This is a genomic window from Bacillus sp. JJ664 (assembly GCF_036962205.1).
In the GTDB taxonomy this organism is placed as follows: Bacteria; Bacillota; Bacilli; order Bacillales; family Bacillaceae_G; genus Gottfriedia.
Window position 1 is genome coordinate 71,100 of the sequence record NZ_JBALMS010000035.1, and the last position, 15,921, is coordinate 87,020.

Annotated in this window: 10 protein-coding genes and 1 pseudogene; all 11 read right to left on the bottom strand. The window is 34.2% G+C overall.

Going from position 1 to position 15,921, the window contains the following annotated elements; genetic code table 11:
- Positions 1 to 1,034: 1,034 nt before the first annotated feature.
- A pseudogene (locus V7056_RS05790) lies at positions 1,035 to 1,496 on the bottom strand (bclA protein); the annotation flags it as partial.
- Between the two features lie 434 nt (positions 1,497 to 1,930).
- Entirely contained in the window at positions 1,931 to 3,124 is a 1,194-nt protein-coding gene (locus V7056_RS05795) for a PDZ domain-containing protein (protein ID WP_499700127.1), read from the bottom strand.
- Between the two features lie 236 nt (positions 3,125 to 3,360).
- Complete coding sequence (locus V7056_RS05800) at positions 3,361 to 4,794, bottom strand: S41 family peptidase (RefSeq protein WP_499700129.1); 1,434 nt, start codon at positions 4,792 to 4,794, stop codon at positions 3,361 to 3,363.
- A gap of 174 nt (positions 4,795 to 4,968) precedes the next feature.
- The gene (locus tag V7056_RS05805) at positions 4,969 to 6,432 is read right to left on the bottom strand and encodes a catalase (protein ID WP_499700131.1); all 1,464 of its coding nucleotides are present in this window, start codon (positions 6,430 to 6,432) and stop codon (positions 4,969 to 4,971) included.
- 294 nt (positions 6,433 to 6,726) lie between these two features.
- A complete protein-coding gene (locus tag V7056_RS05810; RefSeq protein ID WP_499700133.1) occupies positions 6,727 to 8,028 on the bottom strand; it encodes a murein hydrolase activator EnvC family protein in 1,302 nt (433 codons plus the stop codon).
- Between the two features lie 131 nt (positions 8,029 to 8,159).
- Positions 8,160 to 9,053 carry a permease-like cell division protein FtsX gene (gene ftsX / locus V7056_RS05815; RefSeq protein WP_499700135.1) on the bottom strand — a complete coding sequence of 298 codons (894 nt, stop codon included), beginning with the start codon at positions 9,051 to 9,053 and terminating at the stop codon, positions 8,160 to 8,162.
- Positions 9,043 to 9,729 (bottom strand): cell division ATP-binding protein FtsE, encoded by a 687-nt coding sequence (gene ftsE / locus V7056_RS05820; protein WP_499700137.1) that lies wholly within the window; start codon positions 9,727 to 9,729, stop codon positions 9,043 to 9,045. The genes ftsX and ftsE overlap by 11 nt, the downstream gene beginning before the upstream one ends.
- 342 nt (positions 9,730 to 10,071) lie before the next feature.
- Positions 10,072 to 10,398, bottom strand: coding sequence for a cytochrome c551 (gene cccB / locus V7056_RS05825; protein ID WP_499700139.1), 327 nt, complete (start codon positions 10,396 to 10,398; stop codon positions 10,072 to 10,074).
- Between the two features lie 78 nt (positions 10,399 to 10,476).
- Positions 10,477 to 11,349: a YitT family protein gene (locus tag V7056_RS05830; RefSeq protein WP_499700141.1), complete on the bottom strand. Its 873-nt coding sequence runs from the start codon at positions 11,347 to 11,349 to the stop codon at positions 10,477 to 10,479.
- A gap of 346 nt (positions 11,350 to 11,695) precedes the next feature.
- Positions 11,696 to 12,794 (bottom strand): peptide chain release factor 2 gene (gene prfB, locus V7056_RS05835; RefSeq protein ID WP_499700143.1). Its coding sequence is split into 2 segments (ribosomal slippage): positions 11,696 to 12,721 and positions 12,723 to 12,794, totalling 1,098 coding nucleotides; the frame shifts between segments, so codons are not numbered across the junction.
- A 139-nt stretch (positions 12,795 to 12,933) separates the two neighbouring features.
- Positions 12,934 to 15,444 carry a preprotein translocase subunit SecA gene (secA, locus tag V7056_RS05840; RefSeq protein WP_499700145.1) on the bottom strand — a complete coding sequence of 837 codons (2,511 nt, stop codon included), beginning with the start codon at positions 15,442 to 15,444 and terminating at the stop codon, positions 12,934 to 12,936.
- Positions 15,445 to 15,921: the final 477 nt, after the last annotated feature.

Below are 15,921 nucleotides of genomic sequence, written 5' to 3' on the forward strand. Positions count from 1 at the left end.
TCACATTTACATTTACACGGATTACAATAACATCGTTTACATATCGGCTGTAATGGTATTAGACTGGGAATTTTAGGTGGTTGTGACAATTTTTACACCTCTCCTATATAATGTTTGTTCTCATTATTTTATTAATATAGGACAGAGTGGTTCTTATGGATTATAAAAATAAGCAATATAACTATAAAGTTAAATTAATATACTATTCATTCTTAAATTAAAACTTTAAAACTCTAATGATATATAATCTTTTTAAGCAATAGGCAAATACAAAGTTCCAATTACACCTCTATTTTTCTTATTTAACTATCCTGCCAGTTACTTCAAATAAAAACCGAAAATATGCATTACTTCTTTTGTTATAACAGAGTATCAGAGCTACTTTTCTAGTAAATGAAAAAAGACCTTCATTATCGAATAACCCCCTTTTCCTCGATAAATAAGCCTTTATCAAAAGTAATATTTTTTTCATTACTTTAAGGACACGTATGTAACCTAGGTTTGCATATAATATTAAACATCCCTCTTTGAACATACCCGGAGAGGTGAAGAGGGATGTTTCCTGTAATACGTGATCCGCAAGGTAATACAGGATTCAATAGATTATGTGAAAAAAATATAAAATTACACTGATCTCGAAAAATTAAACTTGGGGGAATTAACATCTACTTAATTTAGTTTTCTTCTTAAAAACGTACTTCTGTTAGTTCAATACGATTAATTATTTCATCTATCCTCGTAATAGTTCTTTTACTATGTAATTTATTAGTCTATTCAACCCTTGTAATGGAGTGTTGTTGTTCTATTTTACCGATTGCTTTGTTAGTAAGGACAACCTCAAAATTATTCGTGCCTTTATAGTATGTTGATTTAGGTTATTTGTTTGGGCGTAAACTTGGGGGAATTAAACTCAATGGTTTTTTAAAAGCCTACTTTTACTCGTTCAATATGATTAAATTGTATCTGTAACATTTTCACCTCTACCATTTAGTTTAATAAGAAAGCGGTCTTCTTAATTGAAGAATCGCTTTTCTTCAAGACAATTTAATAGCATGTTCAGAGAAAAACGAACCTACGTCAGTAGGAGGTGGGTTTATATTTACAGCTACAACTCTGCAAGTTGAAATTGCAAAGTTGTAGTTGGACTTATTGGTAAAGTACCTAACACTATGCCAAGACCTGTTTGTTCCACATTAAAATCTGCTGCAATAGAACCATTACCAGCTAAAAGATTCATTTTAGAACCGATCAGTGTATCTAGCAATTCTCTAATTGGTCTTTCACGACATTCACATTCGTGCCAAGAATCACAGTTTCCACGATAAGTTGTTGTAAAACGTTCTGCATAGGAAAAACACAGCAATCGCATAGAAACCTTCAATTACTCCAGTAGCACCTGTAGCTCTTTGTAATCCAGGTGCTCCTTTTTTTCCTCTTTTACCTCTTTCTCCTTCTTCACCTTCTTTTCCTCTTGGTCCTCTTGGACCCATTTGTCCTATTATTCTCAGTGTCAATTTTTGCACCTCTCTTTTAATTTCATACATTTTATCTTTCGTAAATTGGACAAGTTGGTTCATATAAATGCGAAAAACGAGTCGAAAAATAGTTAAAAAAAGTCCTTAACTCTTTAATTTTATAGCTATTTTTTAAAATTTCTTATGCAACTAAACTGCCAATTAGTTTAAGTACAATCCTTCACAAACTTCAAGACAAAGACAACATAAATTACCATTCAACTCCCTTAATTAGAAATGAATGAGCCATTTAGTTGAATAAGAAAAATCATATTTATTTGAAAATAATAGAAAAAGACTGATTCGAAAAATTTATGAATCAGTCTTTTTGTTTATTTAGGTTCATTCCGGAAAATTATGAAAAATATTCCGATTAATTTTGACAAAATTCCGGTTAATTATGAAAAATCACACTTCTATCCAACTTCACCACTATACTTCGTTTCTTCCTCAGGGAAGATGAAGCCTAGTTCATGGTGTTCTCCTTCGTATACAGCACATTGTGTAATACGGATTTCTGCGTTGAAGTCGATTACTTCAACCTTGCAGTATGCTCGGTTGATTTGGAGTGCATTGTAGAATTCATCTACGGTAGATACGCTTTGCCCGTTTACTTTTGTAATGCTTTCTCCTACGTGTATGTCCATTTTATCCGCTACTGAGTTTGGTAAAATGCCTAATACAATTAGACCAACAGCTTTTGATGTAAAGTATGATGGTGTATTAAAGTCTCTACTTTTATGAATATAGGAAATCGCTTCACGTCCAACAATTGCTATTGCAACTGTCACGAATGCTACAAATCCAACAAAGTAACTTACAACGGCACCAATGCAAATTAATAATGATAGTGTCACAATTTGTTTTCCAACCAGTTTGATTGATTCCTTTGGAACCATTCCTTTAATTAATTGGTAGAAACCAATCCCAAAAGGTACACATAAAATTGAATAACCACTATCTCCTAATGATAGAATTGGCCACCATGCAAAATCGCTCACAATTGTTCCATTTGGAATTAGTAAAAATAATGGTACGATCCAAAGTTTATTCGCTTCATGTGCACCAACTCTTTTACCGCGTTTACTTTCTACAAATAATGGTGATGTATGAATAGCAGCATTTCTTTGTACTAAAATCCCTTCTACTAACAGTAACAAGCTTAATAGAATTGTAACTGCTGGTAGCATTCCATTCATATCTTTTGGAACAACATTTTCTAAAATGGACAGCGATGGTACACCTTTATTTAGTAATGGAATCGCAATTAGTGCTAGTCCAATTGTATATGCAGGCGACATCCAACGAAATTGCAAAGTTATTGTACATAGAATTGTTATGACACTAATCAAGGTAACCATCTCAATTGGAATACTGATACCTACAAGTAATGAAACAACTGATAATAATGCACCTAAAAATAATCCATACAATAAAGATGTCTTCCATTCAAACGATACATTAAAAATACGTGTAGAAAAATGTTTTCGTTCTCTTTTTACACGTAAATACCCGCTGAATAATGCAGCGATAAAAAATAAATAAACAAATGGATGTAAAAATAATTTAGCAAAACCAACTAGTAATTCCGATATTACATTTGACCACATATCTTTCACCACCTTTTTTAAGATTTTATAGATTCATATATATTTATGTTATCGGTTTATATCATTTTTTTCAAAGGGAAATATATAATATACAACTAAAAAAGCACACTTTTCCCTAAAGTGTACTTTTCGACAAACATCTTCCATTCTCCTGCCTGGAATGTAGCAATGTAGCTATTTCCCGGGAATTATGTCAAAAGAGGACGAAAATCATCGTCCTCTCTCAAAATCAATCCTTATTCAGATACTAATTCTAAAGCTTCCTCTAACTGAACGTCATTCTTCTCATCACGTATTTTTTCAATTAAAGATGCTTCTAATTTTTCAGAAGTAAGTTGATCAAGTTTACCATTTACAGTAATGCCAACTGCTTTTTGATATTTTTTAACTGCCGATTCTGTATCTTCACTAAAATATCCATCTTCACGTCCAGGATCATACCCTAATCCTCTTAGCATGATTTGAGCTTGTTTAATATTTTCGTTATTTTCGTCATATTTAAATGTCTTCGATTTATCAATTGGTGTTGCATAGAAATAATCAGGTTGTTTTATTTCTATATCCGGCTTAATTCCTTTTTTATGAATCCAAGTACCATCCGGTGTTAACCATTTAAACTGCGTTAACTTTATGTTAGAACCATCCTTAAAGTCAAGTGTTGACTGTACTGTACCTTTACCAAATGATTTTTCACCAATTAGTTGATAATCTCCAGCTTCACTTAATGCTGCAGCTAAGATTTCTGCTGCTGACGCACTTCCTTTATCAATTAATACATTAATTGGATAAGGTTTCGCTTTATTTAATTTCGTATAATACTTCTCACGTTGACCTTCTCTATTTTCTACTTGTAAATATGGTTCATTTTTAACAACTAATTCCTCTAATACACCTTCGACAGCTTGTAAGTAGCCACCAGGATTACCACGTACATCTATTGTTAAGCCTTCAATATTTTGAGACTCTAGCTTATCTAATTCCTTTTTAAATTCATCAGCAGTCTTTTCATTAAATGAGGTGATATGAATATATCCAATTTTTTCGTTATTTACATTCTTAACTGAACCAAAAACTGTATACATTGGAATATCATCACGCTTAATGTTAAATGTGATCGGATCTGCGACACCTGGTCGTTTAATCTCAAGTGTTACATTCGTTCCTTTTTTACCACGTATTTTTAATACTGCATCATATTGTGATAAGCCTTTGATACTTTTTCCATCTACTGTAAGGATTTCATCTTTTGGTTTAATACCCGCTTTTTCAGCTGGAGAATTTTTAATCGGTGATACGATGATTAGTTTTTCTCCATCCTTCGATACTTCGGCTCCAATTCCTTCAAACGATGAACCTAATGACTCATGGAATTGCTGTGCAGTTTTTCCATCCATATAAGACGAGAACGGATCGTCCAATATCGTAACCATTCCTTGAATTGCACCTTCAGTTAATTTATCAGGGTCAATTTTTTTTACGTATTGATTAGCTATAATTTCATAAGCCTTTTGTATTTTCGCAATATTTTCGTCTTCAGATGCTTTTATTTCCTTGCTTTGTGTTAAATTTGAAACAATTGAACTTGTACTATTATTAAAAGCTAATGAGCCCACTCCAATTCCAACAACAAATGTTGCTGATGCAAGTAGTGCTGATGTTTTACGATTCATATAGAACCTCCTATCCGTTCGTGTTTGAACGTATCAATCTACTATTTAGTGTATGTATTGAAAAAGCATCACACAGACGTGCGATGCCTTTTCTGTTCTATTATATGATAAGCCTGTATCACTTATGTTTGCAAGTAGAACACTAATTAATAAAATTTTATTAAAAGGTTTTAATTATTTCGTAAGGTGTTGTAAATATGGAGATAAATCTAAACCTAACTGATTTGCAAGTCTTTCACCTAACTGTTCATTCGCACGGTAGAAGTTGCATACTGCGCGAAGCTTAATTTTCTCATCAACCGACTCAATATCTGCACTAATATTTTTAATAACAGTATCTTGTTCTTCTTTACTATATCTATTCCAAACTTCTCCCGCTTGCCCAAAGTCATTTGTTTTTTCTATTTTCTTACGAGCTGTTACACCATTAAGTGGTTGATCAACTTCTACATAAGCTGGATCTTCTTTAGGTGTATCTGAATAGCTGTTTGGCTCAAAATTAATTGGATGAGTTTGTTGACCAAATGGCATAGCCCCATCGCGTTGATTGTTCGCAACTTTAGCAAATGGGCAGTTAATTGGTAACTGTTGATAATTTGCTCCAATACGATATCTTTGTGTATCAGAATAAGAGAATAATCTTCCTTGTAATAATTTATCTTCAGATGGTAGCATACCAGGAACTAATACGCCTGGATTGAAACCAACAGATTCTGTTTCAGCAAAAACATTTTCAGGGTTACGATTTAAGATCATTGTTCCAACTAATTGACGTGGAATCACATCCTCAAACCAATCCTTCGTAGGATCTAGTGGGTCAAAATCAAAATCATCCATATCAGCTGGATTCAGGACTTGCACATATAGATCCCATTCTGGATAATCTCCATTTTCGATTGAATCAAATAAATCACGGCTAGCGTGGTTAAAATCATTCGCTTGAATTTCACTTGCTTCTTCAATTGAAAGATTCTTAACACCTTGCTTAGGAACCCAACGAAGTTTTACATATACTGTGTTTCCGTATTCATTAACCCATTTAAATGAATGAACACTTGAACCTCTCATTTGGCGATAGTTCGCTGGAATTCCTTCATCAGAGAATAAATGTACTAGCATATTTGTTGTTTCTGGCGTTAAAGACCAGAAATCCCAATAACGATTACCTGTTTGTAAATTTGTCCTTGGATCTGGTTTTAATGCATGAACCATATCAGGGAATTTCATAGCATCACGAATAAAGAATATAGGTAAGTTATTACCAACGAAATCGTAATTTCCATCTTCAGTATAGAATTTCACTGCAAATCCACGTGGGTCACGTAATGTTTCAGGTGAATGCATACCATGAACCACCGTTGAGAATCGTGCAAATACTGGTGTTTCGGTCCCAGCATCCTGTAAGAATTTTGCTTTCGTATATTTCTTCATACTATTTTTCGTAATAAATACACCATGTGCACCTGCACCACGTGCATGAACAACACGCTCAGGGACTCTCTCACGGTCAAAATGAGCTAACTTTTCAATCAGTTGATAATCTTCTAAAAGAGTTGGGCCTCTACGTCCTGCAGTTAATGAATTTTGGTTATCTCCAATTGGAACACCTTGATTTGTTGTTAAGCAATTATTTGTCATATTTTGTCTCCTTAATTAGAATTATTATTATTTAGTATTAATTATATGATAATGTAATCTAGAATGAAAATCAATATTAAACTATAATTATTATAAACTAGGAAAAATTTAGTAGATTTCACCACCTCTTTGCTATGTATAAAAGGTACTAAATGCTTATTTCTGCCTACAAGTAACCCTGTCTATTTATATCTATTTCAATGGTTTATTTTTTAGCATAAGAAATTAATAAGAACTTAAATGAACACAAAAAACCTATCCCCAATGATTTGGAGATAGGTTCATAGAATGATATTAGAAATTAATATATTTTTGTGGATCAACGGCATTAGATTTGCTAGCATTCCATTCACCCTTATGAAGTTCAAAGTGTAAATGCTGACCAAATGAATGACCTGTGTTACCCATAAAACCAATTTTTGTACCTTTTGAGACAGATTGTCCAGTTGACACGTTAAAGCTATCTAAATGCGCATATACCGTTGTCCATACTTGTCCACCAATATTATGTGTAATAAACACACAGTTACCATATGATGAAGAAGTATAAGCTCTGATTACAACGCCATCACCCGCTGAAACAACAGGAACTGTTCCACTACCTGCTATATCAACTCCATCATGGAATCCTCCACCATCGAAAGATCTGTTACCAAATCCTGAAGAAACATAGCCTGCAGCTGGTCTTGTAAAGTTTCCGCTTGAGATTGGTGGCGTACTTCCCCCTCCGGAGTTTCCTGAATTACCAGAACCACCATTTGAAGGTTTGTTATTATTTTTCTCTTTCTCTCGTTCAGCTTTTAATCTAGCTTCTTCTGCAGCTTTTCGTTTTGCTTCTTCTGCTGCTTTTTGCACTGCAATTTGCTGACTAGCTAGTAACTCATCCTGCTCTTTTAAATTTAATACGTCTTCATGCGCTTCTTTTTCTTGTTCTTTTAGAGACGCCATTAAATTGTTTTGTTCATTTACTTGGTTTGATAGTTGCTTATTTAAGCTTTCTAAATTCGCCAAATCTCGCTCCATTTTTGCTTGTTTGACTGTCATTTCATCTTTTTTACTGTTTACGATTTTTAAATCTAAGTTCTGCTGTTTAATAATATCTTCATCTGCAGACATGATGACTTGTACAGCACTCATACGTTGAACTAAATCTCCGAAACTATTAGATCCCAAGATGACATCGATATAAGATAACATTCCGCCAGACTTTTGAAGCGATCGCATTCTATCTTTTAATAATTCTTGTCGAGACTCAATGCGTTTCTCAATAAACTTTATTTCTTCTTTAAGTTTACTAATTTGTTTTTCCCCACTATTAACTGCATCCTGTGTTTGGTTAACTTGACGTTTTGTATCTCGCATTTTTACGTCAAGCTGTTCAAGTTTTTTAACAACATTTGCTTGATCTTGTTGTAAATCATCAATCTTGTCATTTGTTGCTTCTGTCTTTTCCTTAACCTCACTACGTTTCTTTTCGATACTGTCAATTTGTGTTTGGTATTTACTCTCAGCAAAAGAAACGGATGGGATGGCCCCGATGATGAAAGTACTGCTTAACACCACAATCATTACTTTCGATTTTTTATTCTCTTTCATCTAAGATCCCTCCTTATGTATATAGAAAAGCTTTAGTACCTTAATCAACTCAGCTAGACGTTAAAAATAGACACTAAAGCTCATCATTTCATTACTCTATTAAAACAATAAAACTTTTCAATGCATTTATATTATTTACGTAAGAATTTTCGAATTGACATGACACTACCCCACATACCAATAACAGCGCCGATTCCAATCAGAATAGCTGCAATTTGATAAACAAATGGTGAGAAAGGAAGTAATGTAAACATTGTTCCTGCTAATTTTGGCATTAGCATATTGTAAACAACATTATAGCCAGTTAAGATTAATGCGATTGGTAGTATCGCTCCCATAACGCCTAGTAGTAATCCCTCTAAAAGGAATGGCCAACGAATAAAGTTATTTGTTGCACCTACTAATCTCATAATCTCAATTTCACGTCTTCTTGCCATAATCGTAATTTTGATTGTGTTTGAAATTAAGAACATTGCAGTGAACAGTAGACCAACAATTAGTACTAAACCAATATTTCGACCAACTGAAACTGCATTAAACAGTTTTTGAACTTGTTTTTTGCCGTAAATAACTTCATCGATATAATGAAAACCTTCAATTTTTTTCGCAACTGGCGCGATTTTATCAGGTGAATCTGTTTTTACAATATACGTATCATTTAATGGGTTTTCTTGTTCGAAAAGCTCAAACGCTTGTCCATCTTGACCCATACTCTTAATCAAGTTATCTAATTCTTGATCTTTTGACGAGAATTTAACTGTCGTTACATGATCAATTTTTTTGATTTCATCTTTTAAAGCTCTTTGTTGTTCTTTAGTAGCCGTTAAATCAACTAAAACACGTATTTCAACGTCTTTTTCTAGAGTTGTCCCGATATGGTTAACGTTTAAAATGACAGTTAAAAATACACCAACAAGCATTAAAGTAACCGCAACAGCACTAACAGATGCAAACGTCATCCAGCCGTTACGTTTTAAATTTCGAAGTCCTTCACGAACATGTCTTCTCGCAGTTCTAGCTTTCATAACCGTACACTCCTCTCGCTTGGTCGCGTACAATTTTTCCGCCTTCAATTGCAATAACACGTCTCTTTAATTTATTTACAATATCCTTATTATGTGTAGCCATTACAATAGTTGTGCCACGATCATTAATCTCTTTAAAAATATCCATGATCTCCCAAGTAGTTTCAGGGTCAAGGTTACCTGTTGGCTCATCGGCAATCACAACTTTTGGTTTATTAACGATTGAACGAGCAATCGAAACACGTTGTTGCTCACCACCAGATAGTTCTGTTGGTAAGAAACGAGCTTTATGTTTTAACTTAACAAGATCAAGTACTTCCATAACTCTCTTCTTTATTGTTTTCGGATTTTCTTCTATAACTTCAAGTGCGAATGCAATATTTTCATAAACAGTTAAAGTCGGTAATAATTTATAATCTTGGAAAACAACTCCTATATTTCTACGTAATATAGGTACTTTGCTATCCTTCATTTGTGCTAAATCAATACCATTAATTAATATCGTTCCTTTTGATGGTTTTTCTTCACGATACATCATTTTAATGAAAGTCGATTTCCCAGCTCCACTAGGTCCAACGACATATACAAATTCACCTTGGCGAATTTTTACATTAATACCATTTACCGCAAGAACACCATTAGGATACGTCTTATAAACATCTTTTAATTCAATCATGACATTCTCCTTATAGTAATTGTTCCTTATTATTTATATATCGAATCGGATAAGATCCATTTTATTGATGTCTTAACTTAATTTTTCACGAGCTTTCTTGCTTACTGATCCATAATCCCAAATCTGTTCTAATCTACATAATTCGATATTTTTCTGCTAAGCTCCTCTATTATACCATTTTAAAATTGTCAATACTGATAAATTTATGTTACATTTTGTTTAATAGTCAATATTTATTTCGACCCATTTCTCATCACTCTTTTAACAATAGTGGTATTTGTAATATAAATGAAAAAAACAGACCAATTCTAATTAATTAGATAATTGGTCTGTTTTTTTTATTTATTTCTTAGTTGCTAGCCATTTCGCAACACTTTTTGCGTCATTTCCTTCAACTACACCACCAGGCATCTGTCCTCTGCCCTCATGTATGATGTTTTCAATATCTTGTTCAGAGTACTTTGCACCAACCGTTTTTAACGATGGTCCAATTCCACCTTCAAGTTGTCCACCATGACAGCTTGAGCAGCTTTGTTTGAAAAGTTTTTCTCCAGCACTAGCTGATACAGGCTCACCAGTATCCTTATTACCAGCATTATTATCTGAACCACAAGCTGCTACCGTTAACAGCATTCCACCAGTGACAAAAGCAAGCAGTAGCTTTTTCACAAAAATCGCCCCTTTAATAAACCCAATAAGTCTTATACTTTTAGTGTACTACTGATAGGATGTCACAATTTTTCCTTTTTATGTCAAATTTGTGAAACCTTCGCCAAGTACTTCAGTTGCATCAACTACAGTTATAAAGGCATTTCTATCAATAGATTGCACAATATCACGTAATGTTATAAATTCTGATTGGTCTAAAACACACATTAATACAGGGCGGTTTTCATTCGTATAACCACCAACCCCACTTAATTTTGTTACACCTCTATCTAACTCGTGCACGATTGCATTGGTAACTAGTTCTTCTTCAGAAGTAATAATTAATGTCATTTTTGATCTAGCTAGACCGATTTGTACTAAGTCAATTGTTTTACTTGTTACAAACAATGCGATTAATGCGTACATACCACTTTCTAAATCAAATACGATTGCCGCTGTTAATACGATCAATCCATCGATAAATGCTACACAAATACCAAGTGATAATCCTGAATATTTATGAACAATCTGAGCTGCTAAGTCGGTACCTCCCGTTGATGCTTTTCCACGGAATACAATCCCTAGACCTAATCCAATACAAAGTCCACCAAAAATCGCTGCTAAAAGTGGATTATCCGTAGCAGGGCTTAAATCTTCCGTTAAAAGAACAACAAATGGTAAGAAGATTGTACCAACTAGTGTTTTAATGCCAAATTGACGACCTAATAATACAACACCTGCTATAAATAAAGGTATATTAAAAGCCCATTGTACAATTGCTGGTTTAAAACCAAGTGTACTTTTTAGGATTGTAGAAATACCGCTTACTCCACCTGATGCGATATTATTTGGTAATAACAAGACACTAAATGCAATAGCAATAATTGCAGAACCTATTAAAACAAAAAGATAATCAAAAAACGTCTTACCCCACCCTACGTATAAAGTGGTTCCATACTTTACTTTCCTCAATGTAATCCCCCAAACTTTCTCTAGTTGATAATTTTAAATTTTGTAACCTTATATAAGGTCTATATCTCTATTTTTTATTAATCAAAAGACTAAAAGCTTGCAACTTAATGAATGAAAATGTACTTTTTAATTTTTGTTAAAAAAATATAAATGCAATATTATTTACATAATCCCCAATATAGCTAGTTGCTATCTCCCTAGAGAGAAAACATCATAAAGAGAACATCTTCAATAAGAAGATGTTTACTTTGAAAACTTCAGTAAAACCTCAATAAAATGGCTGTTAAGAACGCAAACTTTCCCCTGTATTCTTAACAGCCAATTTTTTTAAACTTATCTATTTACATTAAATTTTAGAACGTAAGTAAGCATCGATAAATGGATCAAGTCCACCATCCATTACAGCTTGTACATTACCTACTTCGGCACTTGTTCGATGATCTTTAACCATTGAATATGGGTGGAATACGTATGAACGTATTTGGCTACCCCAACCAATTTCTTTTTGCTCGCCACGAATTTCATCTAGTTGAGCTTGTTGCTCGTCTAGTTTACGTTGATATAATTTAGCTTTTAACATTTTCATTGCTGATTCACGGTTTTTGATCTGTGAACGTTCAGATTGACATGTAACAACTGTGTTCGTTGGAGTGTGGGTGATACGAACCGCTGAATCAGTTGTATTAATATGCTGACCACCCGCTCCACTTGCACGATACGTATCAATTTTCAAGTCTTCTGTACGAACTTCAATTTCAATTTCCTCATTGAATTCAGGCATAACTTCACAAGAAACGAATGAAGTATGTCGACGACCAGAAGAGTCAAATGGAGAGATACGTACTAAACGATGCACGCCTTTTTCCGCTTTTAAATAGCCATAAGCATTGTGTCCTTTGATTGCTAAAGTAACACTTTTTATTCCAGCTTCATCACCTGGTAAGTAATCTAAAGTTTCTACTTTAAAACCACGCTTTTCAGCCCATCTAGTGTACATACGTAGTAACATTGAGCCCCAATCTTGTGACTCAGTACCACCTGCACCTGGGTGAAGTTCTAGTATTGCATTATTTTTATCATAAGGCTCACTTAATAATAGTTGAAGTTCAAAATCATTTAGTTTAACCGTTAAGACTTTTACTTCAGAAACTAACTCTTCAAACAGTTCATCATCGTTTTCTTCTTTCACTAACTCATATGTTAATTCAAGATTTTCATAGCCGTCACTTAAATCATTGAACTCATTAATGACTTCTTTTAAACCACTTACTTCACTAATTACGACTTGAGCTGCTTTTTGGTCATCCCAGAATGTTGGTTCCGACATAAATGCTTCAAGTTCGTCTAATCTACCTTGCTTAGTTTCTACGTCAAAGAGACCCCCTAAATGCTTGAAGGCGTTTCGCCATCTTTTCTAATTCTTGCTTTACTTCTACTAATTCCATTACTTACACCTCAATTAAAATTTTATGAACAATAAAAAGCAGGTAAAGACAAGTAATTAGGAAGTGTAACCATTAATCGTTACACTGATTTCCTAATAACTACTTGCCCTTGCCCCTTTTTCATACAGTATCTATACTATTAGATTCCTTTTCCGTGGCAGTTTTTATACTTCTTACCTGAACCACAAGGACAATCATCATTTCGGCCAATTTCTTCGCCTTTTACAACTGGTTTTTTCTTCACTTCACCTTCATCAGTTCCTACGTGAATTGCTTCACCTTGAACTGCTTCACGTTCAACATCTGCTTCAATTTCAGCCTTCATAATGATACGAGAAACTTCTTCTTCAATAGAAGCAATCATTTCTTCAAACATTGCGAAGCCTTCCATTTGATATTCGCGAAGAGGATCGATTTGTGCATATGCACGTAAATGAATACCTTCACGCAGTTGATCCATTGCATCAATATGAGCCATCCACTTACTATCAACAGTACGTAATAAGACAACTTTTTCAAATTCGCGCATTTGTTCAACTGGTAAAAGTTCTTGTTTTTCATCGTAACGTTCAAATACTGCCTTTTGAATTAGTTCAACCATTTCATCCGGCTCAATTAAACGTAATTGTTCAACACTAATTTCATCTTCATTTAGTAATGTAGCTTCTACGAAGTCTACAATACCTTCTAAGTTCCACTCTTCTTGAAGTTGTTCATTAGGTGTATGAGCTGAAACGACACGATTAATCGTTCCTTCAATCATGCTCTTCACAATTGGTTGTAAATCATCTGAATCGATTACTTCAGAACGTTGAGCATAGATTACTTCACGTTGCTGACGCAATACATCATCGTATTGTAATAGTTGTTTACGAGCATCAAAGTTATTACCCTCAACTCGTTTTTGTGCAGATTCCACTGCACGAGAAACCATTTTACTTTCGATTGGTTGAGAATCATCTAAACCTAAACGGTCCATCATAATTGATAAATTATCTGATCCAAATCGGCGCATTAATTCATCTTCCATAGAAAGATAGAAAGTTGTAACCCCTGGATCACCTTGACGACCAGATCGTCCACGTAACTGATTATCAATACGACGGCTTTCATGACGCTCGGTACCAATTACTGATAATCCACCAAGTTCACGAACACCTTCACCTAATTTAATATCCGTACCACGACCAGCCATATTCGTTGCAATCGTTACAGCACCTTTATGACCTGCTAATGCGATAATATCTGCTTCACGCTCATGGTTTTTTGCATTTAATACTTCATGCTTAATCCCTTTACGTTTTAATAACTGAGATATTAATTCAGATGTTTCAATCGCAACAGTACCAACAAGTACTGGTTGGCCAGCTTTGTGACGCTCTGCTATCTCTTCTGCTACGGCATTAAATTTACCATTCATTGATTTATAAACTAAATCCGCCTTGTCAATACGAGCAATCGGACGGTTTGTCGGAATAACCAGTACATTCATATTGTAAATGTTACGGAATTCTTCCTCTTCTGTTTTCGCTGTACCAGTCATACCAGATAACTTTTTATACATACGGAAATAGTTTTGGAAAGTAATTGTAGCAAGAGTCATACTTTCATTCTGAATTTTTAAACCTTCTTTTGCTTCAATCGCTTGGTGTAGACCTTCACTGTATCGACGACCTTTCATTAATCGTCCAGTAAATTGGTCAACGATTACAATTTCACCGTCTTGAACAACATAATCAACATCATTCGTCATCGTAACGTGTGCACGAAGCGCTTGATTAATATGATGGTTTAAGTTCACATTTTTTAAATCAAATAAGTTTTCAACGCCAAACGAACGTTCAGCACGAGAAATACCATCTTCGGTTAATAATACAGATTTTGTTTTTACATCATACGTAAAATCTTGATCCTTTTGAAGCATTCCTACAAAAGCATTTGCTGCAATATAAGCTTGAGCTGATTGTTTTGCTTGTCCAGAAATAATTAAAGGAGTACGTGCTTCATCTATTAAGATCGAGTCAACCTCATCAATAATTGCATAGTTTAAAGGACGTTGAACTCGTTGCTCAGCGTAAACTACCATGTTATCACGTAAGTAGTCAAAACCTAATTCATTGTTTGTACTATACGTAATGTCACAAGCATACGCTTCACGTTTTTCATCTGATTCCATACTATTTAAATTTAAGCCTACAGATAGACCTAAAAATTCATATAATTGACCCATTTCTTGCGCATCACGGCTAGCTAAGTATTCATTAACTGTAACAACGTGAACACCTAAACCACTTAATGCATTTAAGTAAACCGGTAAAGTAGAAGTTAATGTTTTACCTTCCCCAGTTTTCATTTCTGAGATATTACCTTCGTGTAATGAAATTCCACCTAACAACTGAACAGGATAAGGAGTCATACCAAGTACACGAGTTGCACCTTCACGAACTACCGCAAAAGCTTCAACTAGAATATCATCAAGCGTTTCACCTTTTTGAACACGTGCTTTAAACTCATCTGTTTTTGCTCTTAATTCATCATCTGATAATTTTGCATACTGATCATGTAATGCTACAACTTGATCAACCTGCTTTTGCATTTTATTTAATTGTCGTTGATTAAGGTCAAACACCTTTTTTATCATTCCAAGCATTCGTAACGCTCCTCTATTTTAAAGTCATAAACAAATGTCTTAATTAATTAGATTTAGATACTATTTCTAATTTTATCATTAAATGAAGATAAGTGACAACCTTATGGACACATTGTACCATTAGAATTGTTTAATTCTTTCGAAAATAATCGTTTTCATTAGTATTTTCACATCATTAAGATGACAAACTTAAATAAAACTCTGTTAAAAAAGAAAGTTGACTTCCTTTCCAGGTACTTCGCTTTCCATGGGGCGTGACTTGAGCCTCGGGTCCACACAATGTGGATCATGCATGCGTTACGACAGGACGTCGTGGTTTTAGGATGCCTACCTTGCTTGGCCTCCGGGGTCTCAAGTTTCCCGTATCTCCCATAGGAGTCTTCGCACCTTCCATTCCAATTACTCTCGAACCGACTATACTCTTTTCATACTCTTAATGTATTTAGCTAAAATCAACAATTAAAATTAACAAAGCCT

Coding starts and splice junctions, on each gene's coding strand:
- V7056_RS05795 (WP_499700127.1), bottom strand. CDS start 3,124: ATGTGGTCAAATGTAATATCGGAATTACTAGTTGGTTTTGCTAAATTA.
- V7056_RS05800 (WP_499700129.1), bottom strand. CDS start 4,794: ATGAATCGTAAAACATCAGCACTACTTGCATCAGCAACATTTGTTGTT.
- V7056_RS05805 (WP_499700131.1), bottom strand. CDS start 6,432: ATGACAAATAATTGCTTAACAACAAATCAAGGTGTTCCAATTGGAGAT.
- V7056_RS05810 (WP_499700133.1), bottom strand. CDS start 8,028: ATGAAAGAGAATAAAAAATCGAAAGTAATGATTGTGGTGTTAAGCAGT.
- ftsX (WP_499700135.1), bottom strand. CDS start 9,053: ATGAAAGCTAGAACTGCGAGAAGACATGTTCGTGAAGGACTTCGAAAT.
- ftsE (WP_499700137.1), bottom strand. CDS start 9,729: ATGATTGAATTAAAAGATGTTTATAAGACGTATCCTAATGGTGTTCTT.
- secA (WP_499700145.1), bottom strand. CDS start 15,444: ATGCTTGGAATGATAAAAAAGGTGTTTGACCTTAATCAACGACAATTA.